Here is a 26,883-nt window from a genome sequence, read left to right on the forward strand (position 1 = left end):
ATAAATTTAGTTTCGATATGTAACACTTGACCCATAAAATAAAAATATAAAAATAAATTTAAATAAAAATTTTTTCTAGCCGAGTTAATATTTAACTACAAAAAAAGGAAAAAGGAGCAAAAATGAGCGAGTACATCGAACAAACGATGGAGTGGATAAAGAAGACCAATCCGGGTCAAGGCGTCTTTGTCCAAGCTGCGACTGAGGTTTTAAACAGCCTAGAGCCGCTTATAAAAAGAGAGAGTAAGTACCAAAAACACGCAATCCTAGAGCGTATAGTTATCCCTGAGCGCACGGTGATCTTTCGCGTCACATACACAGGCGATGATGGCAGACCAAAGGTAAATAACGGCTACCGCGTGCAATTTAACTCAGCTGTTGGCCCATACAAAGGCGGTTTAAGGCTCCACCCAAGCGTCGATCTTGGCGTGCTAAAGTTTCTTGGTTTTGAGCAAATTTTCAAAAACTCGCTCACTGGCGTAAATATCGGCGGCGCAAAAGGTGGCAGCACCTTTGATCCAAAGGGCAAGAGCGAGGGCGAGATAATGCGCTTTTGCCAAGCATTTATGAGTGAGCTTTACCGCCACATCGGCAACACCGTGGATGTACCAGCAGGCGATATCGGCGTGGGCGCTAGAGAGATCGGCTATATGTTTGGTCAGTATAAAAAACTAACTGGCAGGTTTGATGGCATCCTAACAGGCAAGGGACTAAACTGGGGTGGCAGCCTAGCGCGCACAGAGGCTACTGGATACGGACTCGTATATTTCACTCAAAATATGCTAAAAAAAGCAGGCCTATCGCTTGAGGGCAAAAAATGCAGCATTAGCGGTAGCGGAAATGTCGCCATCTACACAGTCGAAAAGCTCTATCAAGTAGGCGCACTGCCTATCACGGTTTCTGACTCAAACGGATATGTCTATGATGCTGAGGGTATCGATCTAGCAGTGCTTAAAGAGTTAAAAGAAGTGAAGCGCACTCGCCTTAGCGAATACATCAAATTTAGACCAAATGCAAAATATGTAAGCGTGAGCGAATATAAAGAGGGCAGAAACGGCGTCTGGGATGTGCCATGCGACGGTGCATTCCCGTGTGCGACACAAAACGAGCTTCACCTAGCCGACATAAAAGTGCTTTACGCAAATGGCTGCCGCTTCGTGGCTGAGGGCGCGAATATGCCAAGCACGCTTGATGCGATAAATTTCATGCTTGCACAAAAAGACTTTTACTTTGCTCCAGCAAAAGCAGCAAACGCTGGCGGAGTGGGAACAAGCGGTCTTGAGATGATGCAAAATGCTGGTATGACTTCGTGGAGCTTTGAGGAGGTTGATCGCAGACTGCATGGCATTATGAACCACATTTTTGAGCTAAGCTATGAAACAAGTAAAGAATTTGGCGATGAAGGCAACCTAGTGCTTGGCTCAAATATCGCTGGCTTTAGAAAAGTAGCTGACGCGATGATAGATCAGGGGTATGTGTAAATTTGACTTTGGGGCTCGTTTGCTGCATTTAGAGTGTGCGGGCGAGCCTTTTCGCATGGTTTTGCTTCGCTGCGGAAGGTCTATTTTACCGTCCTGCGCACAAAATGCGGGCAATAAAGCCAAAAAACCGCCTAAATTTGCTAGCTTTAAATTTAACGGCGAATTTACAGACGACGCAAACCCGGAGCCGTCAAATTTACAAAGCCGCACCGACTACAAGGAATCAAGGCTTCGTCAAATTTTATAGGCCCCAAATTTAAGCTAAATTTGAGAGCAGATCACAAAACGACAAGGCGAGCCGAAGCGGTCAAATTTACAAGGCGGGTACGCACGCCTCATGCCCAAGACGCATAAATTTATCCGCCCACCGCGTGCGCCCGTTGCTCTCATTCTTTTTGATTTCGCGTAGCGCAAATTTACGCCGCTTCTTGCGCGCTGTAGCTCACAGCGGATGCGTCAGGCAGCACTTTCTAGTTACTTGCTCGATGTACTCCACGCTCAAATTTAGCCCGTAAAGCTTACTAAGGTGTTCGCTCTCGATGATCTCGTCCACGCTGCCAAAAGCCACCTCGCCCCCACCCTTAACCAGTGCCACATATCCGCCTAAAAGCACGGCGAAATCCGGATTATGCGTGGTTAGCACGATGGTGTAGCCTTGCTCTTTTAGCTGCTTAACTGTGCGCAGGAATTTATACTGATTGCCAAAGTCCAGCGCCGAGGTAGGCTCGTCAAACACGATGATCTCGGGCTTTGCAGCCATAGCGCGTGCGATCGAGCACATCTGCTTTTGCCCACCACTCATCTGAGTGATAAATTTATCCTCGAGGTGCGTGATCTCAAGCTTTGCGATAAATTCCTTCGCGATAGCCGTGTCCTCCTCACTAGGCCGCGCAAAGATACCCAGATGCGCCGCTCGTCCCATCGTGATAAACTCAAGGCCCGTGTAGTCGTACTCGCAGATCTCGCTTTGGGCGACGTAGGCCATGATTTTAGCGCGCTCTTTGTTGCTAAGCTCGGCGCTGTTTTTGCCGCTGAGCCAAACTTCGCCCGAGTGCGGCGTTTGCGTGCCGCTGATTAGGCTTAGCATGGTTGATTTGCCCGCGCCGTTTCGCCCTAGTATGGTTAGGATTTCGCCTTTGCCGACGCGTAAATTTACGTTTTCTAGCCTACCAGCGCCGTTTGGATAGGCGAAATTTAGATTTTTTACTTCTAACATCACGCGACCTTTTTATTTCGCCAGAGCACCCAGACGAAAAATATCGTGCCGATAAAGCCCGTAAGTACGCCCAGAGGCACCTCGCTCACGCTGATCGTACGCGCTAGGGTGTCTACAAATAGCAAAAATATCGCGCCCATAAATATACTCGCAGGCAGGCTGCGAGCGTTGTTCGCGCCAACTAGCATACGCGCGAGGTGCGGCATCAGTAGCCCGACCCACGCCACGATACCGCTCACGCAGACGCTGCATGCCGTTAGCAGCGTAGCGCAGACAATGATGACGCCGCGCTCGAGCGTCACGTTTACGCCCAGCCTCGCCGCGCTCTCGTCGCCTAGAGATAGCAGGTTTATCCTCCAGCTCATAGCCACCAAAAGCACCGCGCAGGCTATCATCACGGGCGCTATAAATTTGAGATTATCCGCGTCGATCTTGGCTAGGCTGCCTAGCTGCCAGTAGACGATGTCGGGTAGCTTGGTCTCTGGGTCGGCGACGTATTTTAAAAAGCCGATCACCGAGGCCATGAGGCCGCTAACGATGATACCTGAAAGAACTAACATCAGCGTGCTAGATCGCCCCATCAGACGCGGTATGGATAGCGTCATACCCACGGCCGCAAGCCCGCAGACAAAGGCTAACGCCTGCACCCAAAAAAGCGATAAATCAAACATGATCGCAAGCGCGGCTCCTACGCAAGCTCCGGCTGAAACGCCAAGCAGATCGGGGCTAACTAACTGGTTGCGAAAGACGCCCTGATACGCCGCTCCGCTGATGCTAAGCGCGGCTCCGACGAGGATAGCCGCGATGATGCGCGGTATGCGGATGTTTTCGACGACGTTTTGGATATTTGCCGCGGCGTCCGTCGGCACTCCAAAAAAGCTGCCGATCACGCTAAGCACGTCGCCGGGAGCCACATAAAACCTGCCGACGCCAAGCGCGATCACGCCGCAAACTACGGTCAGCACGGCCAGCAAAATCAGCGTAAATTTAAAACTAATATTTTTCATCTTTCTCCTAAAATAAAATCTGCGTCCGCGGTAGCGCCGCGTGAAAAATCGCTCGCTTTAAGGGTCAAATTTTGCCGTTTTAGCTCGCTTTGGCAGCCTTTGCGGTATATTCGTCCGTTGCGGCGGAGCTTTGCTAAATCTTTTTGTTTTTGCGTTTTTTTGCGGATCTCGAGCCGCCTAAGCCTTTATCTAGCGTTTGCGTTTGCCGCTTTAGTCGTCGCAAGCTCGGCTCGCAACCTACAACCGAGAACCCGTCCTAACCGCCAAACAGCTTGCCATTTGCAGTCAAATTTGACTGCGCATTTTTGTTTTACGACTCGGTCGTTAGCGGTAAATTTGAACCTAGCGACGCGCTATCAAATTTAAATCTAACGTTTCCGCAAATTTTCGCTACGCCAAATTTGAACGCAAGCTTCCACAGCGTCAAATTTAAGCTATTTTACGACGCGATCTATCCATCTAAAAAGCTCGTCTAGATCGTAGTCGCCGCCGTGACCTTGACCCCAAGGAGCAGCGAAATCAACCGTCTTGCCCGCATTTTGTAGCCCTAGCGCCAAGATAAGCGGGACGGCTAGAGCCGTATCGGAGTCCGCCGCGCCGTGCCTGATGCGGTAAAATTTGGCCGCGTTTTTGTTACCTAGATAGCTCATCGCGTTTACCATTTTTATGATTTTAGCGTCTGCGATCTCGCCTCCACCGCGTTTGGCGCTAAATTCGGTAAAGTGCTTTGCCGCCACGTCCGCATAGCCAAAAAAGTCGTTTTCAGGGTTTTCTAACTTCAGCCCGTCAAAAGCCGGCACGGCTTTAGCGCGCGACATAGATAGGACGTAATCGTCAAATTTAAAATCATACCCGAGCGTGCAGCCCTGCGTCTCAAGCGTGAAAAACTCGGGCTTTAGCAGGCTTTTGTCGCGGCTTTTTGCGGCGGCGTAGGAGTCTGCTAGCGTCTTTTTGACATACTCTTTAAAGCTGCTCTCGCCGCTAGGCTCAAGCGTGAGCGAGCGGCCTTTAGCGTCCTTTAAATTTAGCGAATTTACGTAGGCGGGAAAGGCTGATTTTAGCGCGGCGGAGAGCTCTTTTTGCTCTGCGGTTAGCTCGCCGGAGACGGTTTTTGGCTTGCCGCTTCGGTCGTTAAACTCAGCCGCGTCAAGCGCGCTAAAGTCCATTTTTTCGTATTTCGTCTGCGCGCCGAACATCCACTCGTATGCTGCGTCGGCGTTTTCCAGGTTCGTAACCGGGCAGTAGGCGGAGACCGCGTAGATCTCGTCGCTAGCCTTTGCGGCTCCGAGTGCTGCTAGATACGGCTCAAACTCGGGCGCGTCCGCCGAGACGCCGAGCAGTGCCGACATCGCTCCGCCCGCACTCGTACCGTTTGATATGATTTTGTTTGCGTCGCCTGCCATCGCCGCGTCGTTAAATTTTAGATACCGCACGGCGGCCTTTAGATCAACGATGGCTGCGGGCGCTTTGCCGCTAAATTTGCCGTTTGCGTCCTTTGGCGTCCTACCTCTAGCTCCCGGAGCTGCGACGACGTAACCGCGCTCAAGCGCCGCTAGCACCGCGTTTGGCTTGCCGCTTTTATCAAGCGCTGGCGTAAAAGGCTCGCCCGGCATATACCCGCCGATGGAGTTTGGCAAAAATATCGGCGCATTTGATGCGTCAAATTTGCCCGCCTCGTCTTTACCGTCCTCGAAATACCGCGCCGGAACGTAAAAATTTAGCCTCTGAAACCGGCTATTTACTGGGTTTGCCACGTAAACTATACCCTCGTAGGCTCTAAATTTAACCTCTTTTTCGCCCGCTTTTATAGAGCGAGTTTCAAATTTGTTTGGGTCAAATTTCAGATCCGCCGCCTGCGCGCTAATCGCCGCACACAGGCAAGCCGCCGCGTTCAAAACAAGCGCCCTCTTTTTCATCTTTGTTTCCTTTTGATTTTGCGGGATTTACCCGCAAAGCCGCTCAAATTTGACTATTTGCTACCGTCCGGATTTAGCCCTTTTAGGATGTAGTCAAACTCCGCGTCGCTAAGGTCGTAGTTCATAAATTTCTTATAAAACGCCTTAGTTTTGGCTTTTACGTCGACGTCTTTAAAGAGCTCTGGCTGAACGATAGTAGCCGCCCATAAAATTTGCAGCGCAGACTCCGCGCCGTATCTATCCCAGCTAAACACGCCTTTTGGGTTGCCGTAGACTTTTTTGTTTTTGACCGCTTTTAGCCCTGCAAATACCGGATCAGCGTAAATTTTCTCAACCGCTTTTTGATTGTCCGCGCCGCCCACGATGATGATATCAGGGTCTGCCGCCACGATCTCTTCGGCCGTGATTTCTATCATGCTGCCCTCTTTTTGCACCGCATTTTTACCGCCCGCGTATTTCACCCACGTGTCGATGATCGTTTTGGTTCCGTCAATTTTTAGCAGGTTTGCGCCGCCTACGATGTGTAGCACTTTAGGGCGCGCAGCATCGTTTAGTTTGTTTGTGCGCTCGGTGACTAGCGCGATGTTAGCATCTAGATTTTCGTTTAGTTCTTTTGCTTTGCTAGCTGCGTCGCCGCCGATTAGCTCAGCCGTTAGCAGCACGCTTTTTTTCATATCGTCGTAGTCGCGAAATATCGCGTTTACCGCGTTAAAGCCGTTTTTAGTAAGGTTTTCTTGGAAATTTTTATTTGACACGACGACTACGTCGGGCGCTAGTTTAACTAGCTCCTCGATCTGGATGTCGTTGCCGTTTAGCGCGGCCGGTACCTCTGCGATGCGAGGGTAAATTTTAGCAAACCACTTGTTTTTCTTGATGAGATCGGTCGTAGTTACGATCTTATCCGCACCGCCTAGCACCAAGATCACTTGGTTGTTTGCATGCCAAAGCGCGGCTATCTTTTGCGTTTGGGCCGGGATTTTGACCTCGTTGCCGGTCATATCGGTGATGGTTTTGACCTCGGCTCCTAGCGCGACGATAGCGCTTAAAAGCAACGTCGTGAGAAATTTTTTCATCTTTTACTCCTTGTGAGATATAAATTTATAATATTACAAAAATGCATATTAAAATAAGATATATTTTCAAATTTTAAGAAAGAAGCGAAATTTGAGGCTAAATTTGAAAGACAAATTTAAAAAGCCCCGCCCGCGATTTGCGAACGGGGCTAAAAATCACTCGTGGTGATAGTCGTCGTATATGACCTTGTTAGTTTGGAATTTGATGCGTTTTAGCTCGCGAATACGCAAAAATTCCTCCTCCTCGATCCTTTGGATCTGGATAGCGGCCTTAAAGGTCGGAGTCTTACTGATGAAGTCCCAGCCGTTGCTGGTTAGCTCGTTGCAGCAGCTCTCCCAGTAGTGGTAGGTCATCTGGATGACGCCGTCCGGGACGATGCCCGTGACGTCTGCTTTGACGACGATATAGCCGTATCTACTCCACGCTTTTATGAAGTCTCCTTGTTTGATACCGTAGCGCTCGGCCAGCGCAGGGTTCATCTCGGCGATAGGCCCGATGCTGTCGCCGCCCTCTTCGATAGCTTTTGAGCGTCTAGTCATGACGCCGCCGGCGTACTGATAAACTTTACGCGTAGTTAGTAGCTGTATCGGATACTCGGCATCCGTCGGCTCGTCCACGCTACCGGCCATCACTTCGTACTCAGGCGGTAAATTTACGCGTTTAGCAAACTCGGCTTTTGCAGGCTCGATATCTGCGACGCTCTTTACGTGCAAGCAAGGGATAAATTTACCTTTGCCATCCGGCGTAAAGAATTTTTTATCTAGATAGAGACTCTGTCCGCCCATACTGTTTTCGTCAGGGCACGGCCAGTGCAAACCGTGATACTTTTTGATGCGGTAGTAGCTCATGCCGCCGTATCTTCTAGGGTCGCACTTGCGTACCTCTTCCCAAATCTCTTCAGGCGAGTTAAAGTTAAATCCCTCCGTCGCTCCGAGCCTTCTGGCGATCTCGCAGATGATCCACCAGTCTTGTCTGGCATCTCCTGGAGGCGTGATGACGTGCTCGTTGTGCTGCACGCGGCGCTCGGCGTTAGCGTATAGCCCCTCTTTTTCGCTACTTGCCACGCCAGGTAGCACGACGTCGGCTTTACGCGACGTTTCGGTTAGGAAGATATCCTGAACCACGTACATATCGACCTTTGAGATCGCTTTTAGGAAGTGGTTGGTATTTGGATCCGTCATGACTGGGTTTTCGCCCATCGTCCAGAAAAAGTGCACTCTGCCGTCAAGGATGGCGTTTGGCACTTCGGTTTTATGGATGCCGATTTTACCGTTTAGGAAGCCTGGCTCTAGATGCCAAACCTGCTCGAACCACTCGCGCTGTTTTGGATCGGTTACCGAGCCCAAATTTGGGAAAATATTTGGTAACACGCCCATATCGCAGCAGCCTTGGACGTTTTCTTGTCCGCGTATCGGCAGGTCGCCGCTACCTAGCTCGCAGATATTTCCCGTTAAAAGGAATAAATTTGAGATATCGCAAACCGCGCCCACGCCGTGGTTAAAGTGCGTGACGCCCATACCGTGCGTGATGACGGCCGGACGGATAGTCGCGTACATGCGGGCCGCTTTTCTCACGTCCTCAGGGTTTAGATTTGTGTAGCTAGCGATGGCTTCAGGCGAATAGTCCTTGACCGCTTCGCGTACGTACTCTACGCCTTTGGTGCATTCGTTTACGAAGTCCCAGTTAACTAAATTTTCCTCGAAAATAACGTAAATGAGCGAGTTTATAACCGCGATGTTGTGCTCGGGCGCTAGCTGCAAATGCACGTCCGCTCGGCTGGCAAATTCCGTTTTTATCGGATCTACCACGATGAGCTTAGCACCGCGGTTTAGCGCGCGCTGTATGTGCATCGCCGCGATCGGGTGGCCGTTTTCGGGGTTTGAGCCGATCATCAATATGCAATTACTATAAGGTCCGATCTCCGTGAAGCTGTTTGTCGCCGCTCCGTTACCGATTGTTTTGGCAAGACCTGCCACAGTCGGAGCGTGTCAAATTCTAGCGCAGTGATCGACGTTATTCGTGCCGATTACGGCGCGCATTACTTTTTGCGCGACGTAGTTGTCCTCTAGCGTACAGCGAGCCGAGTAGTTGCCTACTAGCGCGTCAGGGCCGTATTTTTCCTTGACCTCTTTCATCTTTGAGACGACTAGATCGAGCGCTTCGTCCCAGCTAGCCTCCTCAAGATCTCCGTCCTTGCTAAATACGCCGTCTTTTTTGCGGATTAGCGGTTTTGTTAATCTATCAGGCGCCCCCACGTAGTCCCAGCCGTAAAAGCCCTTTAAGCACAGATTGCCCTGATTTACGGGGTTATTTTGTACTCCAAGCGCGCTTCTTATCACGTTATTTTCGACGTGAAGCTCGACCTGACAGCCCGTGCCACAGTACGGGCATATGACTTTGCCGGTCTTTGTCATTTTTTCTCCTTTTTATATGCAAATTTTGCACATTTATTAAATATGAAATATTTGCATATTTGTCCTTAAAAGATAATAAATTCTCTTAATATTACAAACCAGTTTCTAAATTTAAGATTTAATTTATATTTTATGTCGGTATATGTAGCCAAAATCACCATTGCATCGTAATTTCTAGCGTATCATTTTAGTTACTTATAAAGGCATATTGAGAGATCTTATTAAGATTAGAATTAGTTATTGTATTAATATAACTTAAAATTCTACCTCAACGCTTAATCAAATTTTATTTGTCTATAAAGCTTTGGATTGGTAAATATAGAGGCGAAATTTATGGATTATGGTTATTTGTTGGACTTAAAATATTAACTATTACTAGTATCTGTAAATTTTACGATAAATTTTTGATTTTATGCTTTTCACGAGCTTGATATTCATTTTTAACAAAATATGCATCAAATTTAAGCTAAAATACGCCAAATTTTAAAAAGGATAAACGTGAACGATTTTAAAAGATTAAACGAGCTAGTAGCGGCCGGTAAAGATGAGCTAAATGCGATGTATAGGCAGCTGGATAATCCTAGCGAGGTCGTGCTAAAGATGCTAAAGATCGCCGGTTTTAAGGGCGAGAAAAGCGAAAAGGTGGCGGTTTTGCGCCGTATCGTCGATCTAAAGGTTGAGCCGCTAGAAAACGAGCTAAAAAAACAAGGGCGCGAGGAGGCCGAGATAGGGCGCATAAAAGACGAAGCTTTTGAGCTCGTGCGCGAGTTTTACGAGGCGCGTTTTGAAAAGCTGTTGGCGCGGGTAAAAGAGGAGAAAATAATAGACGAGTTTTATCAGGCGCTGCTTAGTGGCATGCACGGCGCGGGGCTAGCGATGAACGCGTGGCAAAGCGCGTGGGACAGGCAAATCCTGCAAACGACGAATAGGGAATTCGAAGCTAAATTTGTAAGCATGGCCGATGCGATCAAATTTATCGACGAAAACCGCCTCTATCAAAAAGACGGCGACGAAAAGGGCGAACGAAGCTACGGTGCTGTCCTAAAAAACTGCGAAAAATACGACTTTGCGCCATATGCCGTGGCTTTTGAAAAAGAAGTAAAACGCGTGACGGACGCGCTAGAGGAGCTAATCAAAAATCTAAAATCGCTAGCCGCAAACGACGAGCAAAGAGTCTACGTAACGTACTTTGAAAAGCTAAAGGCGGCGTTTTGCGAGCGAGAAAACGACCGAGCGATCCCGGCGTGGCAGGATGCCGAGCGCGCGTGGATGGATGTAAAAGGCCCGCTGCAGCCCGGCCATCCGCTCGAGTACTACGAGGACGCCTACACGCACGCCGTCGCGCTCGAGTGGGACGTCAGGCTAGCGGGTGCCAGCGACTTTGACGAGGAGAAATTTAAAGCTAGCGTCATCCGCGCCTATGAGCAAATTTGCGAGCAGTGCGGTATCAAGGACGCTGCGCTAGCACGCCAAGTCACGCAAAATATCGCACGCACGCAAACCTACATCAGCGTGCCGATGATCTACTACGGAGCCGAGCTAAACGGGCTTTTCTCTGCGCAGGTCGTGCCAAACGACGAGACCGTGAGCAAGGAGCGTGGCAAAAAGATATTCGCCTTCGTCGAGCACGTTTACGAGAGCGCCAAGGCGCGGCCGTTTATGAAGCTCAGCGGCGAGATCTTTTCGCGCGAGTTTTTGGACTACGGACGCGAAATTTTGTTTAAAAAGCCGCAAATTTGGAAGAAAACCTACGAAATCTCCACGATCGGGCACGAGTTTGGGCACATACTTTTCGTCGGCACCGACACGGAAAAGGCGATGAACGCGGACGGCGAGTTTAAATTTATCGAGGAGTACAAGGCGACCACGGGCGGGCTGGTAAATTTCTTTATCGGCGGCGACGAGGGCTACGAGATGAGCGTGTTTCACGAGCTGATCGCCCGCGCGGTCGGACTCATCGCGTGGCGCGAGGTCGATGAGGTGCGCGCGTACTACTGCGAGGGGCTCATACACCTGAGCTTGCTGTTTGACTCGGGCGCGCTTAGCTTTGATGGCGGCGCTTTGGTCGTCAAATTTGACCGTGAGCATTACGCTAAATTTAAAGAAATCTGCCTCGCAAACTACAAAAATTTGGCGCTTCACTACGCAAGGCGCGCTCCTGCGGGCGAGTTTTTGGCGAAATTTTGCGACAAAGATGGCAAAAGCTACCTGCCTAAACACGCGCAGGCAAGGGCATTTGTAGAGCACTACTACGCTCGCTACAAGGCTATCGGAAACGAGCTTGACGAGAGCGGCGAATGGGAAAAGTGGCAAGCGGGAGAGAAATAGCCCGAGGCAAATTTGCGCTAGATTAAGCGGCTTGGCATGCAAATTCGACCCGAAATTTACGTCAAATTTGCCTTTTTCGAGCGGCCGAGACCAGCACCTTTTTGACGCAAAATTTGCGTTATAAAGATGCTGGCTTTTGCAGTCAAATTTAACTCTGGCTTGACGCAAGATAAGCTAACCGCGGCGGATTGTCGATAAATTTGCAAAATTAAACAAAAATAGAAAGGATAAAAATGGAAAAAACATTAGAAGGCATGGGCGAACCGCGCATGAAACAAGTTGCCTTGCCAAAAGACACAAACTCGGCTGGCAATATTTTTGGCGGCTGGATACTAAGCCAGATCGACCTTGCCGGCGCCCAGGCCGCGCGCGAAGTAGCTCCAGAGCGCGTCGTGACGATCTCGATGCAAGAGATTATATTTAAACAGCCCGTTTTCGTCGGCGACGTCGTGAGCTGCTACGCCAAGATAACGGACGTGGGCAACACCTCGATCAAAACTAAGATCGAAGTCACGGCGCTGCGGCTAAATGCGGCGGGTTTTCGCGAGTGCATACACGTGACATCCGCGATCGCGACCTATGTGAGCGTGACTAAAGACGGTACGAAAAAGCCGATCGATCCGGAGCTAAAGAAGGCGCACGGGTTTTGATCCGCTCACTCTGAGGGCTCGGAGCTAGATATCTAGCCTGGCCCTTGGCGGCGTCAAATTTGAATAAATTTTTCGGATAATTTATAAATTCGGTAGATATTGTTGAATTGTCTTCCACGTATTTGCGCTTTGATTAATATTTGGCAAGATTTGATGCATTCAGCATTATTAGCATTTGAATATGTAAAAAACGTTTGTATTTTGCGTTTTAGACGTAAAATAGATGTAAAATTTACTTGTTTGTAAATTTAGGTTGTTTACCAAATAAATTTAGCATATCCTAAAATGCAAAAGATGCACAGGAATGCTTAAATTCAATGCGCTACAATATTATATATACCAAGAAGTAGTTAAGTATAGTCTACAAAATAACATATCTTGAAATTTTATTAACGCTACCTGTATTATAGGGGATTAAATAATAGAATGGTGGTTAGAGGCGACTTGCAGAAGTGTATTAAAGCACTTATATATCGTCATTTGATGTATACATTTGAGATAAAAAATGTCAAAATATGAACTCAATGTTCCTAAGTTTCACGAGATTAGGAAAATGGTTATGAAAATTCCAGTTTTCAAACTATTATTTCTGTAATGCCGTATTCTAGGGCTTTTGCAAGCGTTGAGGTTTATTTTTTAAGTTTAGAGGGCTTAAAGTATCTCAATATTAACTTTTTTACTTAAGATTTTGTATTTTTGTGTCGGCTTTTGGCTCGAGGCTTAATTAAGCTTCGTTGTCTTAAAACTGGCTGATGTTTCACGCCTGCCACTCGTTGGCTTTGTAAATGCCCAAAAGTTTAATGGCGTCTTTGTCTATCAAGTAGGGTATTACATAACCTTTGGCGATTAGTTCTCTTTTGTCGTCCGTTATCGCTCGCCCTAGTCGCGGATTATCCTCCAAAAGCTCCACTGCGTCCAGTAGCTTACCGACAAAACCCTGCGCTCTGTTTGGGCTATCTTTTGCGATAAAGTCAAATACTGCCCTTAGCTCGCGGTTAAAGCGTGCCGTGCGCTTAATTACCATTTGGCTATCTCGTCGCGTATTCCCTCTAGCGGATAGGTTTCAAGCTCGCCGCGCCTGATCGCTTCAATGTCGGCTTCATATTCACTAAAGCGCGACTGATATTTGACCTCATCGCTTAGGCTTAGGTTCACGCCGTCAAATTTGGCTAGCGTGATTAATATCTCTCTCGCCTTTTCTATGAAATCGGCGTTATCCGTTCGTATGGTTAGAGTTTGCATATTCTGCCCTTGTTTTAAAATCCAGTCTTATTTTAACCGCTTGGGGCTTAGGGCTTAATAAAGCGGTCATTTCCGTAGCCGTTAAACCGTTTTGCACTGATGGTAGCGATATTTACTTATCGGCTAGGCGGTCATTTTTTGCGCTCAAAAACGCGCTCAATTTTTCCGCCTAGTTTGGGGCTACTTCGATAAAATCGGGCTTTACTTGTCCGCCCTGCGCTCATTTTTCGCCGTTAAATTTTAGGTTTCATTGCTGCGGGTTAATCCCGCCATTAACGACGATTAGGGTTTCACTTATCTTGTCGCTTGACTTACCGTTTATCACTTGACTTTGTTCTCACTTGACTTTATTAATTTCTCAAAAATACGGCGCGCAAAAAATGAAATGCACCCGGCCGATGTTTCGCCGTCTCGGCCGTAGAGATTTGACCTGCCCCTACGGCTTGACTACTTTACGGGCTACGGACGAATAGGGCGGGGGCGTCCTGTTCTGGCTTCATAAAATTACTGTGCCTTAGCGTTCATTTCATCGGCGCATTTTGAGCGGATAAAATAGACTTATGGGGGAGGGCTATTAAGCCCCCTTTGATAAACCTATGCGCCCTTTAGGTCGCTGTGCCACGTGTAGCTACCCTTTGGCGCGATTTGCTCTTATAGCTTGTCGTTTAGCTCGCTTAGTAGCTTTATTTGCTCCTCTAGCTTTTCGCACTCGCTAGCGTAATAATTAAATAATCGGTATGCTTGTAAGCCCGTTTCAAATAATGCGTCCGCAATTCCTTTTGCCTCTCTCTTTGCTACCTCTGCTTGAAATGCTTCGCGCGCCTTATCGCCTCTTGCTCGCTCTAGCTCAATGCCTCGCTTATGCAAGCTAGTCCATAACCTAAAGGCGAAATCTTTTAACTGAGTGTAGCTGGGCGCGTCTGCGCCCTTAGCTAAATATCTCAAAGCTTGATTAAAGTCTCTTTTATTCATTGTTCGCGCCTTTGGGTTAGTTCCTCTCTTTGTTCGGATATTTTCTTATCTGCGTAATCTCGCACCGCTTGGGCTACGTCGTCAATCGCGCCTGCTAAAAAGTAGCTTGCGCTCATAACGGTAGCGTCGTTAATGCCTGCGTGCTTTTTAAAATACGGCAAGGCTAGCACTAAAGCACTAATAGCGTTTAGCGTGCTTGGTATTTCGTTGGTTAGGTCTAGCTCGTCGGCTATGTCAAATGTTAATTGCATTGGGGTCTCCTTTCTAAAAACTCGGTCTTGCTTTTATTAATAGCTCTTTTTTGCTTAGCCTATCTATGCCGTAAAGCCTGATCGCTCTTTGCAAATCCTCGCGCTTTTCTTGTTCGGCTTTGTATTTAGCCTCTAGTATCTTATGATTGTTTGCTAACGCCTCTAAAGCGCAGAATAAATCATAAGCGCAGTCTAGCACCTTGTAGCTCACGTCCTCGTCGGTATCGTTTAGCTTAAATTGGTAGCTGGATAGATACTCTGTAAATTTCTGTCTGGTTGGTTGCATTGGGTCTCCTTTGAATATGCATTTGCATTAAAATAATTTTGAAATTATACGCTTATGCACTTTAAAGCAAGCTTAATAAAATATGCGTAAGCACTTTTTAATAAATTATTTAATACACTAACGCATATTTCTTAAAGGTCTAAAAATGGATAGAGACGAATTTAATGAGCTTATGAAACGTGCAGGGCTTAATAAAAAACGATTAGCGGAAATTTTAGAAACAAGCTATCAGGGCGTAAATAGCTGGGGTACTAATGGACGTGGTTATCCGTATTGGGTAAAAAGCTGGCTTATTAACTACATTAAGGCTGGCAATTTCGACAAAATAGGCGAAATGTTTAAGAGCCTTGATACCGACGCCTAAAAATCCCACCGCTTTAAATCTCTCTCCGATAGCTACCTAAGTTAAATTTACCCAGCTACCTACATTTAACGTAGCTAGCTACCGGTATTTAATTCCCCCAGCTCCGATCACGGCTCATAACTTCGATTTATTCAGGCTTTGCGGTCTATTTACGGCTAAAAATGCCGTATTCTGATCTCGACGATCAACGCAAAAATGCGTCTAGCTCTATGAATTAAACTCACCCAGCTTTTAGGGTTTCCCTTTTTTTGTGGTAAACCTCTCACGCCTAGCTCCAACGGACGTAAAATTGCGTCGGTTAGGTTTCCCTTTTTTTGCGGATAACCCCTTTTCAGATTTTTCTGAATAAATGCGTTTCTCTTTTTCGTGAAATCCAAAAAAAAAGGGGGGGGGGGGGTGAATTGAATGCCACCCCCTTTTTAAAATCAGGGGGGTGTCAGTAGTGGTTACATCCTTTTACTTTGCGCCTATGGGCTAAGTTTGGCTTAGGGCATAAGTTCGCCTATGGGCTAGATTAAATCTGCCTCATCGCTTAGGTTATGCGTTCCATTTTTTTATGGAATGACGATTTTAGAGGCTTGGCTCGTTGCCTTATTTTTAAGGAGACGGACAAAGCTCGCATTTGAGGGCATTACTACGTAAGCCGAAAATTAAGCGCACGCGCTAGGCTAAAAAGCTTTTGATCGCGTCAAGCTATCCGCCTCCGCCCTTGGAGGGGCGGGGCGTATTCATCAAAAATAACCTTACCCTATTTAAACGCAAAATAAAGCTCTCTGTTTGATTTTAACTCTTTTTGATGTCCTTTGTATGTCTTTTTATTCAGTATTCAAAATCAAGCCGTTTGAGTTTGACTACGGAGCATTATTCGGACTGGGCTAAATTTTCTTTGTCCGACTGATTTATTTTGATTTATTCTCGCTTTGAAATCGAGGTGTGTTTTTTGCCTTTAAAGGTAGGGGTGAGGTCTTAATCTTGTTTTTTTCTTAAAGCTCAGTTTTTTTCAGTTTTTTAAAAAGGTTAAAAAACTCAGAGGCACGTATTTTAGGGGCTTAGAGCGTTATTTTTTTTCAGTTTTTTAGTTTTTTAACGTATGCGAAACTCTGCCTAAAAAACTGAAATAAACCGATAAAAAGGATAAAAATGCAAAAAAGACTAAAATTTAAAAAACTAAAATAAAAAGCCTTGAAAAGCCCGTAATAGCAAGGGGTTTGAGTTTTTTAAGCTCGCTAAAAAACTAAAAAAAACTGAAAAAAACTAAAAAACTGAAATATGGAGATAAATAGATGTAAATTTATTTATGTATTTATGTATTTATTTTTATGAGGGCAGGGCTTTACCTTTTTACAGGTCTAGCCCTTTATCGGTTATTCTTTGAATTCGTATGCTTCCACGGCATTGTAAGGCATAGGGTTTATCGTATTGGCATTCTCGTCTATGAGCTTGTAGATATTTGAGTTTCTAGCCCCTTTGATGATGATGTATTCTTTTTCGTCATATCGTTTTAGAAACTCCCAGAGGGCATTATTCGACAATACCTCTACGGCTTGCGCTTTGGCTAGGCTTTTTATCTCTCTAGCCAGATCGCTTTGGATTATCCCCATACGGTTATCTTTGATGATTTGTAGAGCAAGCTCGAGCGTGTATCTTTCCTTATCGGTTAGGGCATATTTGTAATAATCAGCCTGCACTAGCTTAAAATCAGCCCCGTTGATAATAAAGGCTTTATGCTCAGCGCCGTTTCTTGCTTTGGTGGGCTTTAGTGTTACAGCCAGCTTGCCCTCGCTTTTGTCCTGGTTGGTGGTTTTGTTGGATAGAAAATATGCGGTATCTACGCTATCTATAAAGGCTGTCGCGCCTTTGTAAGCTTCGTTGTTCTCATCGGGATTTTTGCTTTGCTTGGGTTGATGGTGCAAGAATATTACGGTAGCCCCATTGTCTCTAAATGCCTTTAGGTTGTTGAGGTATGGCATTACTACGCTGTCGCTTCCTAAGTCTCCTTTGATGAAGTCTCTTATGCTATCAATGATAACTAGCGTTCCTTTTAGTTCATTTGGTGCAAGGTTCTCGGCTAGATCGCTTAATACGCTGTATCGATCTATCGACTGCCCCTCGCTGTTTTGCTTAAAGAGCGGGTAGTATTCTATCTTTGAGTAGGTTTTTAGTATTTCATCGACACGCCTACGTTTTAGCGTGGTGTAACCGTTGTCGCCGTCTAAATAGATAAGTTTGCTTATTTTTTGAGCGTCCAAGAGCCACACGCCTAAAACTAGAGCTAAAAAGCTCTTGCCGCTTCCTCCGGTGGCGTATATCGTTGTTATGCTTTGCTCCATTAAAAAATCATCTATGAGCCAAACGGGGTTAAAATTCGCTATCTCATCGGGATAAATTCTAAATTCCGATAAAGAGTTAAAATTTAGCTTTATTTTGCCTTTCTTTTTTACCTCATCGCTTTTTCTCATATCCGGCTTTATTGAAGTATTCTCATATACCGGCAGCGCTTTGGGTGCGTTGATAAAATCGTCGTCTGAAAAATTTAATAATCCGCCGTTCATTTTTAAACCCTCTCTTGTCTTGCTTTGATTTCGTTTTGCAACGCTTTTAAAAGCTCTTTGTGGTTATGCTTGTCTGAGAGCTCCACGATTAAATCCCTTAGATCATACCCTTTGGGCTTGTCTTTAAACCTGACCTGGTAAAGATCGCCCCCTATGACCGGATAAAGAGCATTAAAGCCGTTTTGACTAGGCTCGTCATTATCTACGAAGCAAATTACGCGCTTACCTTTCAGCCCTCCTAAAATTTCGTCTTTTAAAGGGCTGTATTCAAATTTAGATATTTCGCCCGCATTTTGAAAACAAACGTAAGAGGCTTTTAGTATCTCAAATAGTCCGACCTCGCCTATACCCTCGGCTATGAATACCACGTCATCGGACCTATTAAAGCGATGAGGTATGAAGCTATTATTTGAGCCTTTGGCTCTTATCCACTTTTTGCCCTCGACAATATTACCGGCTTCGTTTCTTAGTCGTCTTGTGGCTATGGCTTGCGTTTTATCGCCGCTTTTTAAAATGATCGCCAGGCTTTGGTGTTTCGTGTTGTAGCCTAGACATTCAATATCTCTTAGCTTTGCGTTGCACGCTCTTAGAAAATTGCACGGATAAAGATCGTAAAGCTCGTCGGTTTGTTCCTGCGCGCATAAGCTAATCCTTGTATAGGCGCTTAAATACGCCTCCCTTAGCTTTACGGCATATTGATTAAGGTCTATGCTATCCTTTGCCTCGCTCGCTTCTTGGTAGCCCTCGCACGGCGCTAAATCCGGCTTACTCAAAGCTACGTTTTTAAAATCCTCGATTGATTTCATTTCTCAGCCTTTAGTCTTTTGTAAAGCGGTTCGTAATGAGCTCCCAAAAAATTATTTAGCATTGTTTGCGCTAGCTTCAAATTTCCGGTTAATAGCTCTCTGTTGCTCTCTATGTTTTTTAGTTCGTCTTGCGTTAATGGTTGGTAGCCGCTCGCGCCTTTTAGCCGGCTATTTTCCTCTATGGTCGCGTCAGTTACCATATCCACTAACTGCTTTTGAGTCTCCAGCTCTTGTAAAAACTCGATACTCTTAAAAATGAAATCTCTAAATATGCCCTCTTTGTCGTTCGTAAAAATAAATTTTGCCGTCTCTTTGGCTTTGGCCACGTCTATTTTTACAAGCTCGGTTAATCCGTATTCATTAGCTCCGGTATCTATTATCTTTTGCATATCTTTTGTCATCATTCCGCTCCTAAAGCATATTTGACTATTTGTAGGGCTTCTGCTTTCGAGTAGCCTACAATCTCGTTTAAAAAGGCGAATACATCGCCGCCGAATGTTCCGCCGAAGTCTTTTATGTAGCCGTCTTTATCTATCGACGCGCTAGGCGTTCTCTCGTCTCTAATCTTAAATTTGTAAGCTCTATCTACGCTGTAACCGCAATTTATGATTATGCTTACTACGGTGTCGCGGTTTAGATAAGGCTTTAGCTCCTCATATTTTGACATCTTGCACCTCATCGACATACTCGGCTATCGCTTCGGCTACTTTGTAGGCGTTTAAATACGCCTGCGCCTTTTTGCGATCTTTGATAAATCTCATCTTGCAGTTAGTGCCGTTGGCTCTTTTGTACGGTCTGCTATCGCTTATGCCTAGCTTCTCGAGTTCTACGAAGTATTGATTAGAGTTGCTTATATGAGCTACGTCTGAGGCTGTTACCTCGCCCCGGTCCAGCATTATCCTTACCAGGATTTGTTTATTTGTGCGTGCCTGTCTCATTGTCTCGCTCCGCATTCTTGCCGTTAAAGAATTGATCGCACTCTAAAGCATCAAACAGGGTTACTCTCTCGCCCACCTTTACAGGCTTTAGGTATCCTTTTTTAGTGTAATTCCAGATTGTGCTTTGGCTTACCCCGTAAATCTTTGCCACCTCATAAGCTCTTAGTTTTTTTCTTTCGTGTGTAGTTTGTTGCATTACATTGACCTTTATTTGTTTTTATTCAAGCTTGATGAGGGTATTGTTGCATAAATTAAATTTTTAGCATAACGATAAAATGGCGTTTTTTGGGTGGGTTTTGAGGTAATTAAAGTATTAAAAAGCTATTGGATTTTGATGTCAAAATCTATTAAAAAAATAGCTATTTTTTGCTAAAGATTATTTTATTTTAGCTCAAGGTATGTTTGGTAGGCGTCTTTAACGGCATTATGAAATTCATTGCGTTTAATCGGCATTGCTATGCCCAGCCCTAAAATATCGCTTAGAGCTAATAACGCCTCCTGTGTATCCCAAAATCCGGTTATCGTCTCAATGTCTCTTTCTGATTGAGCATAACCGCGCAAAAGAGGGATTAGCGATATTATCTCATCAAAAGTTAAGGCCCCCTGCGTGAGCGTGTAAAGAGTGGGCATAACATCGTTTTTTATTTCAATATCAAATAAAATTTTAAGGCTTTCTGGGTCTTTATTGTCTGCTTCAAAATAACAATCAAAAAGCAAATCAGCCAATAAGTCGCAAGCGAATTCTGCACTATCTCCGCGCCTAAAAAATTCTTTTTTTACTCCTATTCTTTTTAAAAAATTTGGGATACTGTCTTTAAAAAAATGCTTCTCGATAATTTCTTTTTGGAGTTTATTAAGCCTTTTTAAATCGTTTAAAATTTTCTTGCTTTTCATCTCGCCTCTTTTGCAATTTGTTACCTCATCGCTAATCATATCTATTAAAGCAATAAAAACAACTTCTTTTATATCGTCGCGATTATCCGTATCAAAATACGGCGTGCAAATTTCATTTGAGGCGTTGTCTAGCTTCTCTAAAGTGTCCGCGCTTGCCTTTTCTATGTCGGTTTTTTTAATACCTTGTAAAAAAATATTTAGCCTCTTGCACGATATTAAGAATTTTAACATTTCGGCGTTAAATGCAAAGCTGCGCCCTAATGAAACGTTTTTAAATTTGTCCGCATCGATAAAAGCCAAAAGTTCATCAACGATAGAATTCTCATGTTGCTTTAGCTTTTTTGCCATCTTTATCGCTCCTTATTTCTCAAATTTAGTATAAATCCACTCCACCACTCAAAGAGCCCTCTAAGCTCGTTTAAAAAGGTCGCTTTTTCGCTGTATGATAACTCCACCCTGTCGCCGTGCAGGTGGTCTAACGCCTTGTTGATTGCTTCCGTGCTAGTGTTGTGTTGCTCTCGGTAGTTGTAAACGGCTGTTTTAAATATGCCTCTAAAACTATGAGCCGTTATTATCCGCCCGGTATCTCTATCGTAAAATTCAAACTCTTTAATGGTTTTTGTAGGCGTATCTTTGTGGATTGGGTTTTTGTAGCTCGTATTCATAAAAACATACGGGTAGGCTTTAAATTCTCGCTCCTGCTCTCTTAGGATACTAATAACCTCATCGCTTAGAGGCAAGATAAAAGCCCCTAGCGATTTATTCTTATTCTTTTGTAGCTCTCTTGGTATTGTTAAAAGTTTCTTATCAAAATCCACGTATTCCCACTTTAAAAGCGTAAGCGGTGCGACCCTCAAAGGAATATGTAAGGCAAATTTTAAAATATTGCGCGTGCTAAGAAAAAACGGATAATCGTAAATTTTATTAACAAACGCCCTTAAGTCCTCTATCTCGGTAAGCTTGCCGTAATGCTCCGCCTCTTTATTTATGATGATCGCCTTTGCTTGGATATTCGAGATGATATTAAACGGCGTGTAGCCTTTTGTGGTGGCGTAATGAAATATGTTATTTAATAGCTGGTGCAGTATTTGCGCCGTTTGAGGCGTATCCTTGCCTATCTGCTCTAATATTTGCGCTATCTCGCCGTGATTTATGCTTTTGATAGCTCTATCCCCTATAAGAGGCGTAATATGATTATTTATGCGGTTTGCTTTAGTTTGTAGGGTTTTTGGCAGCACTCGCATTTTTTCAAGCTCCAGCCACTCGTTAAACACTTTGCTAAACGTCTGCTTATGGTCGCTTTGTCTTTGCTCTCTTACCTGCTTTTTATGCTCTTTCGGGCTTATGCCTTGCGATATTAGGCTTTTGTATTCCGCTCTTAGCTCTCTTGCTCTTGCTAAGGTAATATCCGGATAAAGCCCAAAGCCTGCGCTACATTTTTTACCGCTTACCGGGTCTATGTAATAAAATACCCACCTTTTCACGCCTTTAGAGGTAATAAGTATCGCTAAGCCCCCGCCGTCGGTCAATGAGTAGTCTTTTTCTTTCTTGATTGCTTTGCGTATTTGCGTATCTTTTAAAATATCTATTGCCATTTTAGCCCCTAAAATACGATATTTAAAAGCATTTTGGAACATTTAGGGTTTTTAAAAAACGGCACATTTTGGAACATTGGGGATTTTTTGGCTCATAAAAATGCTCTCAATGTTCCGTGAGTGTTCCAAAAATCTTTGGATTGCATTATATTTCATTGTAGCTTATTGGATTATAAATAGCTTAGAAATGCCGTATTTTAGGGCTTCTTTCGGTGTTGTTTGGATTGTATTATAGGGGATTAAATAATAGAATGGTGGTTAGAGGCAGAATCGAACTGCCGACACGCAGATTTTCAGTCTGCTGCTCTACCGACTGAGCTATCCAACCACGCTGTTAAAAAGAAATGTGATTTTAGCCACTTGATACTTAAATTTTGGTTAAATATGTAAAATTCGGCTATTTTTTAAAATATAAAATTCGCTTCAAAGACAGTCGCCTAAATTTAGCGGCTTTTACGGCGCATATACCGCGTCAAATTTGCAAATTTAAAATCGCTTTTTTAAATTCATCCCCACGCTCTACGTAGCTGCTAAACTGATCTAGACTAGCTGCAGCAGGGCTTAATAGCGCTATTTCGTCCAAATTTTCACTGTTTGCGTCTACTTTCGTAGCCTCGTCAAATTTGAAATTTTTATCTATCTCGCCGACTGCGACGTTTAAAAACTCGCATTTTACGGCAGGGATTTTAAACTCGCCGGCAAGCTTCATTAGCTTGTCTGTATTTGAGCCGATAGCGTAAATTTGCGACTTAGCTCCGCGCAAGGCCTCAAAAAGCGGTCGCATATCTACGCCCTTATCGTCGCCGCCTAAAATCAAATGCAAAAACTTGCCCTCATATCGTTTTACGGCCTGGATGCTCGCGTCGATGTTGGTCGCTTTCGTGTCGTTGACCCACGTTCTGCCGCGCGCATCGAGAAACTCTTCGAGCTTGTTGCCCTCAATGACAAAGTCGTTTAGTAGCCGTACGTCGCACCTATCAAGCAGAATTTTCTGGATAGTAAGCGCTAAAAGCGCGTCCGTTAAAAACGGCGTTTTAAAGGCGATATCGCTTAAATTTACCCCGCAAAACCGGGCCAAATCAACCTCGTTTTCGTAGCTTATCACCTTTGCTTTAGTCGGCGTCCCGGCGTAAATTTTAGGCAGGATCGCGACCGCGTTTTCACTCATCGTCGCTAGCGGTTTTAGCTTGGCGCGCTCATACTGGACAAAATCGCCGTGCCAGCTGAGGTGATCGGGCGTGATAGGTAAAAGCGTGTAGATGCCGGGCGTCGCGGCGTTTGTATAGTGCATCGTAAAGGAACTGGTCTCGAGTATCCAAATTTTGGCGGTTGGATCTAGGTCTGCGAGCGGAACTCCGACGTTGCCGCCCATGACGGAGCCGTGGCGCGCCAGCAGGTGCTGCGTCATCTTTGTCGTCGTGGTTTTGCCGTTCGTGCCGCTGATCCAGACGGTAAACGGCATTTTGTCGCCGTAAATTTTATAAAAATAGTCGTATTCGCTGATGAGATTTTGCGCTTTTTTGACCAGCTCGTGGCTCGGCGGGAAGCCGGGGCTTGGGATCTCGAGGCTGCTTTTTTCTGGCACGAAAAGGTTTGGCGGCAGTAACGTGTTGCCCCATTCGTCGCTTGAGATCTCGCTAAATTTATCGTCGTAGATGTCCCAGTCGCAGTCTTTTGCGAAGTTTTTTGCGATCGCGCGCGTCGTGCCACCGTAGCCAAATAGCGATTTTCTCATTTTTCTCCCCTTTTGTCCCATAAAATTTTAGTTATCTCATCCGCGCTAAGCTCAGTCATTACGCCATTGCGCTTACATCTCATAAAAAGCTTAAAATCATAAGTATCTTGAAAATTTAGCCTTAAAAATTCTGTAAAGTATCCGCCGTTATGAGTAAAGTTTGGGCGGTTATAAAAAGCATCTAAAAACTCGTCTCCAGTTTCGCGTAGCTCAAAACTCGTCATCCGTTCTACGATCTCGAGCAACTCGTTTTTTGTGATATCGGGTACCAAATTTGGTTCAGGAAGCGCGATATCAAAAGCCAAATTTTCAGCTCCTTCGGACTCCCACCATTCCCAAAGGTCAAATTTGCTCATATCTTTGCCCGTGATTGCGTGTAACTCTGTTTCTAGGTTACGGTATTTGGCGCCGTCAGGATCACCGCATGTGTCACAGTGGTCTGTGTAAGCTAAAATTTTGTTTAAAATTGCGTCGTATCTTTTCCGTGCCGTTTCAAAGTCTGGTTCAATTTGCGCGCGCATCAATAATTTACCTGATTTTTAATGCCGTCATGGCGATCAAATTTGCCAAAACGGCGATGAGCCAAAATCTCACGATGATTTTATTTTCCACCCAGCCTTTTATCTCAAAATGATGGTGTATCGGCGCCATGAGAAAAATTCTCTTTTTAAAAATTTTAAAGCTTCCGACCTGCAAAATCACGCTCAGGGTCTCCATCACGAACACGAATCCGATGATGATGAGCAGGATTTCGTTTTTCGTCATCACACCCATGAGCCCGATGTATGCGCCTACGCTTAAGCTTCCGCTATCGCCCATGAAAACCTCGGCCGGATGGCAGTTAAACCACAAAAATCCCATCAGTGAGCCGATCAGCGCAGCAGCCACGACGACCGTCTCGCCCACGCCCGCAATCTTTGGTAAAAGCAGGTACGAGCTAAACACCGCGTGCCCGCAGATGTAAGCAAACAAGCCCAGCGTCAGTAGTGAAAACACCGCAGGCACCGTAGCTAGTCCGTCTAGTCCGTCGGTCAAATTTACCGCATTTGAGGCAGCGACTATAACTAGCGTCCAAAAGGCCACCGCAAAAACGCCAAGATCAAGCACTGGAAATTTGTAAAACGGTAGGTAAAATTTACTACCCAGCTCGCCGTGTAAATAGAGCATCGCCGAGACCGCAAACGCGATCAAAATTTGCACCGCAAGCTTGGCTCTAGGGCTTAGTCCGTCGTGGTTTTTGCCGCCTGAAATTTTGCGAAAATCATCTTTAAAGCCAAGCGCGGTAAAGCCCGCTAGACAGATCAGCGAAGCAAGGACGAAGACGTTATCAAGGCGCGCGCAAATCACGCTCGCCCCAAGTGCGGCTCCGATAAAGACCAGTCCGCCCATCGTCGGCGTTTTGGCCTTTTTTTGGTGCGTTTGCGGAGCTAGCTCGTAGATGGGCTGGGCGGCATTTTTGACTTTTGCCCACGCGATAAATTTAGGCAGCGCCCAAACGGTCAAGCAAAATGCGATAAAAAACGAAAATCCCGCGCGAACGGTGATGTACTGAAAGATATTAAAATTTGAGAATTCATAAATATAGTAAAACATAAAAGCCTTTATTTAAAAAAAAACTAATTTTAGTATAATGCCGTTAAAAAATATCTAAATTTAAGGCGAAAATTTAAAAATGGCGCAAAAAACTATTTTGGTGATCACAGACGGTATCGGATATAACGAGAGTAGCGAATTTAACGCATTTGCAGCGGCAAAAAAGCCGACATACGACTGGTTGTTTAAAAACGTACCAAACGCGCTCATAAAAACTTCGGGCCTAGCAGTGGGCCTACCTGACGGACAGATGGGAAACAGCGAGGTCGGGCACATGTGTATCGGCAGCGGGCGGGTTTTGTATCAAAATTTGGTAAAAATTTCGCTCGGTTTTGAAAATGGCTCGCTAGCCAAAAGCGAAAAGCTTTTAAATTTATTTAAAACTTGCAAACGCGTTCACGTCGTCGGACTCTACTCAGACGGCGGCGTGCACTCGCACATGAGCCACTTTGACGCGATGTGCTCTCTTGCGGTCGCAAACGGCTGCGAGGTATGCGCTCATGCGATCACGGACGGCCGCGACGTGGGGCCAAAAAGCGGGCTTGCATTCATAAAATCACTGCAAGAAAAGGCGCAAAGCGGGGACTTTAGGCTAGCTAGCGTTAGCGGTAGATTTTACGCGATGGACCGAGATAAACGCTGGGAGCGCGTAAAAACGGCCTACGACGCAATGACGCGAGGAGAAAACGGGCAAACCGTATCGCCGCTAGAATACGTCATGCAAAGCTACGAGGCGGGCGTGACGGACGAGTTTATCGTGCCGGCTAGCTTTGGCGGGTTTGAGGGTATCGGCGAAAACGATGGAGTGATATTTATAAACTTTAGAAACGACCGCGTGCGCGAGATCGCTGCGGCTTTGGGCGATGAAAATTTTAGCGAATTTGCGCGTCCGTTCGTCGTCAAAAATCTACTCACGATGACCGAGTACGACGCAAATTTTGCATTTCCCGTATTATTTGAAAACGAAAAGTTAAAAAACACCCTTGCCGAGGTCGTAGCAAACGCGGGTCTAACGCAGCTACACACCGCCGAGACCGAGAAATACGCGCATGTAACGTTTTTCTTTAACGGCGGCGTCGAGGAACTCGCACAAAACGAAACGAGAGTGCTCGTGCCAAGTCCTAAGGTAAAAACCTACGACGAAAAGCCCGAAATGAGCGCGCAAGCCGTGTGCGAGGCGGTATTAAAAGGGATGGATGACGGACAGGATTTCATAGTAGTAAATTTCGCAAACGGCGATATGGTCGGACACACGGGCGAATTTAGCGCGGCGGTAAAAGCCGTCGAGGCTGTAGATACGGCGCTGGGACGCATCGTGGCAAAGGCCAAGGAGAAAAACTATGCGCTAATCATCACGAGCGACCACGGCAACTGCGAGCAGATGAAGGACACGCAGGGTAATTTGCTAACCAACCACACGACTTTTGACGTATTTTGCTTCGTGATGGGCGAGGGCGTAAAGGCGGTAAAAGCGGGCGGTCTAAACAATATCGCTGCGAGCGTTTTAGCGCTGATGGGTATCAAAAAACCGGCAGAGATGGATGAGGCGTTGTTTTAATACTATATAAA

The 26,883-nt window shown here is 45.6% G+C and carries 28 protein-coding genes and 1 tRNA gene; 7 read left to right on the forward strand and 22 right to left on the reverse strand.

Annotation, left to right across the window (positions count from 1 at the left end; genetic code table 11):
• The first annotated feature begins 122 nt into the window (after nt 1-122).
• The gene (gene gdhA, locus CSUNSWCD_RS00610) at nt 123-1,481 is read left to right on the forward strand and encodes an NADP-specific glutamate dehydrogenase (protein WP_009492590.1); all 1,359 of its coding nucleotides are present in this window, start codon (nt 123-125) and stop codon (nt 1,479-1,481) included.
• Complete coding sequence (locus CSUNSWCD_RS00615; protein WP_009492592.1) at nt 1,474-1,728, forward strand: hypothetical protein; 255 nt, start codon at nt 1,474-1,476, stop codon at nt 1,726-1,728. The genes gdhA and CSUNSWCD_RS00615 overlap by 8 nt, the downstream gene beginning before the upstream one ends.
• Before the next feature lie 195 nt (nt 1,729-1,923).
• Here the strand turns inward: CSUNSWCD_RS00615 and CSUNSWCD_RS00620 are convergent, their stop codons facing one another.
• Nucleotides 1,924-2,697 carry an ABC transporter ATP-binding protein gene (locus CSUNSWCD_RS00620; RefSeq protein ID WP_009492594.1) on the reverse strand — a complete coding sequence of 258 codons (774 nt, stop codon included), beginning with the start codon at nt 2,695-2,697 and terminating at the stop codon, nt 1,924-1,926.
• Entirely contained in the window at nt 2,697-3,704 is a 1,008-nt protein-coding gene (locus CSUNSWCD_RS00625; RefSeq protein ID WP_009492596.1) for a FecCD family ABC transporter permease, read from the reverse strand. The genes CSUNSWCD_RS00620 and CSUNSWCD_RS00625 overlap by 1 nt, the downstream gene beginning before the upstream one ends.
• A gap of 305 nt (nt 3,705-4,009) precedes the next feature.
• Here CSUNSWCD_RS00625 and CSUNSWCD_RS00630 point away from each other — a divergent pair, with 305 nt between their 5' ends.
• On the forward strand, nt 4,010-4,180 hold the full coding sequence (locus CSUNSWCD_RS00630; RefSeq protein ID WP_157788733.1) for a hypothetical protein: 171 nt from the start codon (nt 4,010-4,012) through the stop codon (nt 4,178-4,180).
• Here CSUNSWCD_RS00630 and CSUNSWCD_RS00635 read toward each other — a convergent pair.
• The 3 genes from CSUNSWCD_RS00635 to CSUNSWCD_RS00645 all read right to left on the reverse strand — a co-directional run bounded on the left by CSUNSWCD_RS00635 (nt 4,139) and on the right by CSUNSWCD_RS00645 (nt 9,108).
• Nucleotides 4,139-5,620, reverse strand: coding sequence for a subtype B tannase (locus tag CSUNSWCD_RS00635; protein ID WP_009492600.1), 1,482 nt, complete (start codon nt 5,618-5,620; stop codon nt 4,139-4,141). The genes CSUNSWCD_RS00630 and CSUNSWCD_RS00635 overlap by 42 nt on opposite strands.
• Nucleotides 5,621-5,673: 53 nt before the next feature.
• Nucleotides 5,674-6,693 (reverse strand): ABC transporter substrate-binding protein, encoded by a 1,020-nt coding sequence (locus tag CSUNSWCD_RS00640; RefSeq protein ID WP_009492602.1) that lies wholly within the window; start codon nt 6,691-6,693, stop codon nt 5,674-5,676.
• A gap of 156 nt (nt 6,694-6,849) precedes the next feature.
• Nucleotides 6,850-9,108: a molybdopterin oxidoreductase family protein gene (locus tag CSUNSWCD_RS00645; RefSeq protein WP_081585276.1), complete on the reverse strand. Its 2,259-nt coding sequence runs from the start codon at nt 9,106-9,108 to the stop codon at nt 6,850-6,852.
• Between the two features lie 498 nt (nt 9,109-9,606).
• Between CSUNSWCD_RS00645 and ciaB the strand changes: the two genes are divergently transcribed.
• Nucleotides 9,607-11,436, forward strand: coding sequence for an invasion protein CiaB (gene ciaB, locus CSUNSWCD_RS00655; RefSeq protein WP_009492608.1), 1,830 nt, complete (start codon nt 9,607-9,609; stop codon nt 11,434-11,436).
• A 233-nt stretch (nt 11,437-11,669) separates the two neighbouring features.
• The gene (locus CSUNSWCD_RS00660) at nt 11,670-12,086 is read left to right on the forward strand and encodes an acyl-CoA thioesterase (RefSeq protein WP_009492612.1); all 417 of its coding nucleotides are present in this window, start codon (nt 11,670-11,672) and stop codon (nt 12,084-12,086) included.
• Between the two features lie 757 nt (nt 12,087-12,843).
• Here CSUNSWCD_RS00660 and CSUNSWCD_RS00665 read toward each other — a convergent pair.
• The 5 genes from CSUNSWCD_RS00665 to CSUNSWCD_RS00685 form a co-directional block, all read right to left on the reverse strand.
• Complete coding sequence (locus CSUNSWCD_RS00665) at nt 12,844-13,110, reverse strand: type II toxin-antitoxin system RelE/ParE family toxin (RefSeq protein WP_009492614.1); 267 nt, start codon at nt 13,108-13,110, stop codon at nt 12,844-12,846.
• On the reverse strand, nt 13,104-13,328 hold the full coding sequence (locus CSUNSWCD_RS00670) for a hypothetical protein (protein WP_009492616.1): 225 nt from the start codon (nt 13,326-13,328) through the stop codon (nt 13,104-13,106). The genes CSUNSWCD_RS00665 and CSUNSWCD_RS00670 overlap by 7 nt, the downstream gene beginning before the upstream one ends.
• A gap of 651 nt (nt 13,329-13,979) precedes the next feature.
• Entirely contained in the window at nt 13,980-14,300 is a 321-nt protein-coding gene (locus CSUNSWCD_RS00675) for a hypothetical protein (RefSeq protein ID WP_009492618.1), read from the reverse strand.
• A complete protein-coding gene (locus CSUNSWCD_RS00680; RefSeq protein WP_009492621.1) occupies nt 14,297-14,551 on the reverse strand; it encodes a hypothetical protein in 255 nt (84 codons plus the stop codon). Before CSUNSWCD_RS00680 ends, CSUNSWCD_RS00675 begins: the two co-directional genes overlap by 4 nt.
• A 13-nt stretch (nt 14,552-14,564) precedes the next feature.
• The gene (locus CSUNSWCD_RS00685) at nt 14,565-14,837 is read right to left on the reverse strand and encodes a hypothetical protein (protein ID WP_009492623.1); all 273 of its coding nucleotides are present in this window, start codon (nt 14,835-14,837) and stop codon (nt 14,565-14,567) included.
• A 145-nt stretch (nt 14,838-14,982) separates the two neighbouring features.
• Here CSUNSWCD_RS00685 and CSUNSWCD_RS00690 point away from each other — a divergent pair, with 145 nt between their 5' ends.
• Nucleotides 14,983-15,201, forward strand: coding sequence for a hypothetical protein (locus tag CSUNSWCD_RS00690; protein WP_009492625.1), 219 nt, complete (start codon nt 14,983-14,985; stop codon nt 15,199-15,201).
• A gap of 1,364 nt (nt 15,202-16,565) precedes the next feature.
• Here the strand turns inward: CSUNSWCD_RS00690 and CSUNSWCD_RS00695 are convergent.
• The 12 genes from CSUNSWCD_RS00695 to mraY all read right to left on the reverse strand — a co-directional run bounded on the left by CSUNSWCD_RS00695 (nt 16,566) and on the right by mraY (nt 25,314).
• The gene (locus CSUNSWCD_RS00695) at nt 16,566-17,753 is read right to left on the reverse strand and encodes an AAA family ATPase (protein ID WP_009492627.1); all 1,188 of its coding nucleotides are present in this window, start codon (nt 17,751-17,753) and stop codon (nt 16,566-16,568) included.
• A gap of 2 nt (nt 17,754-17,755) precedes the next feature.
• The gene (locus CSUNSWCD_RS00700; RefSeq protein ID WP_009492629.1) at nt 17,756-18,559 is read right to left on the reverse strand and encodes a hypothetical protein; all 804 of its coding nucleotides are present in this window, start codon (nt 18,557-18,559) and stop codon (nt 17,756-17,758) included.
• Nucleotides 18,556-18,963: a hypothetical protein gene (locus CSUNSWCD_RS00705; protein ID WP_009492631.1), complete on the reverse strand. Its 408-nt coding sequence runs from the start codon at nt 18,961-18,963 to the stop codon at nt 18,556-18,558. The genes CSUNSWCD_RS00700 and CSUNSWCD_RS00705 overlap by 4 nt, the downstream gene beginning before the upstream one ends.
• Nucleotides 18,960-19,226: a hypothetical protein gene (locus CSUNSWCD_RS00710; RefSeq protein ID WP_009492633.1), complete on the reverse strand. Its 267-nt coding sequence runs from the start codon at nt 19,224-19,226 to the stop codon at nt 18,960-18,962. Before CSUNSWCD_RS00710 ends, CSUNSWCD_RS00705 begins: the two co-directional genes overlap by 4 nt.
• Nucleotides 19,213-19,497 (reverse strand): hypothetical protein, encoded by a 285-nt coding sequence (locus CSUNSWCD_RS00715; protein WP_167536545.1) that lies wholly within the window; start codon nt 19,495-19,497, stop codon nt 19,213-19,215. The genes CSUNSWCD_RS00710 and CSUNSWCD_RS00715 overlap by 14 nt, the downstream gene beginning before the upstream one ends.
• On the reverse strand, nt 19,475-19,693 hold the full coding sequence (locus tag CSUNSWCD_RS00720) for a helix-turn-helix transcriptional regulator (RefSeq protein ID WP_034964036.1): 219 nt from the start codon (nt 19,691-19,693) through the stop codon (nt 19,475-19,477). The genes CSUNSWCD_RS00715 and CSUNSWCD_RS00720 overlap by 23 nt, the downstream gene beginning before the upstream one ends.
• Before the next feature lie 185 nt (nt 19,694-19,878).
• Nucleotides 19,879-20,391 carry a hypothetical protein gene (locus tag CSUNSWCD_RS11215; protein ID WP_157788734.1) on the reverse strand — a complete coding sequence of 171 codons (513 nt, stop codon included), beginning with the start codon at nt 20,389-20,391 and terminating at the stop codon, nt 19,879-19,881.
• A gap of 350 nt (nt 20,392-20,741) precedes the next feature.
• Nucleotides 20,742-21,986: a tyrosine-type recombinase/integrase gene (locus tag CSUNSWCD_RS00730; RefSeq protein ID WP_009492639.1), complete on the reverse strand. Its 1,245-nt coding sequence runs from the start codon at nt 21,984-21,986 to the stop codon at nt 20,742-20,744.
• A 252-nt stretch (nt 21,987-22,238) separates the two neighbouring features.
• A tRNA-Phe gene (locus tag CSUNSWCD_RS00735) sits at nt 22,239-22,314 on the reverse strand.
• Nucleotides 22,315-22,458: 144 nt separating this feature from the next.
• A complete protein-coding gene (murD, locus tag CSUNSWCD_RS00740) occupies nt 22,459-23,721 on the reverse strand; it encodes a UDP-N-acetylmuramoyl-L-alanine--D-glutamate ligase (protein WP_009492641.1) in 1,263 nt (420 codons plus the stop codon).
• Nucleotides 23,718-24,242: a hypothetical protein gene (locus CSUNSWCD_RS00745; RefSeq protein WP_009492643.1), complete on the reverse strand. Its 525-nt coding sequence runs from the start codon at nt 24,240-24,242 to the stop codon at nt 23,718-23,720. The genes murD and CSUNSWCD_RS00745 overlap by 4 nt, the downstream gene beginning before the upstream one ends.
• A gap of 7 nt (nt 24,243-24,249) precedes the next feature.
• The gene (gene mraY, locus CSUNSWCD_RS00750) at nt 24,250-25,314 is read right to left on the reverse strand and encodes a phospho-N-acetylmuramoyl-pentapeptide-transferase (protein ID WP_009492645.1); all 1,065 of its coding nucleotides are present in this window, start codon (nt 25,312-25,314) and stop codon (nt 24,250-24,252) included.
• Nucleotides 25,315-25,393: 79 nt separating this feature from the next.
• Here mraY and gpmI point away from each other — a divergent pair, with 79 nt between their 5' ends.
• The gene (gene gpmI / locus CSUNSWCD_RS00755; protein ID WP_009492648.1) at nt 25,394-26,872 is read left to right on the forward strand and encodes a 2,3-bisphosphoglycerate-independent phosphoglycerate mutase; all 1,479 of its coding nucleotides are present in this window, start codon (nt 25,394-25,396) and stop codon (nt 26,870-26,872) included.
• Nucleotides 26,873-26,883 lie beyond the last annotated feature (11 nt).

Origin of the sequence: Campylobacter showae CSUNSWCD (assembly GCF_000313615.1) — a bacterium.
Classification (GTDB): domain Bacteria; phylum Campylobacterota; class Campylobacteria; order Campylobacterales; family Campylobacteraceae; genus Campylobacter_A; species Campylobacter_A showae_A.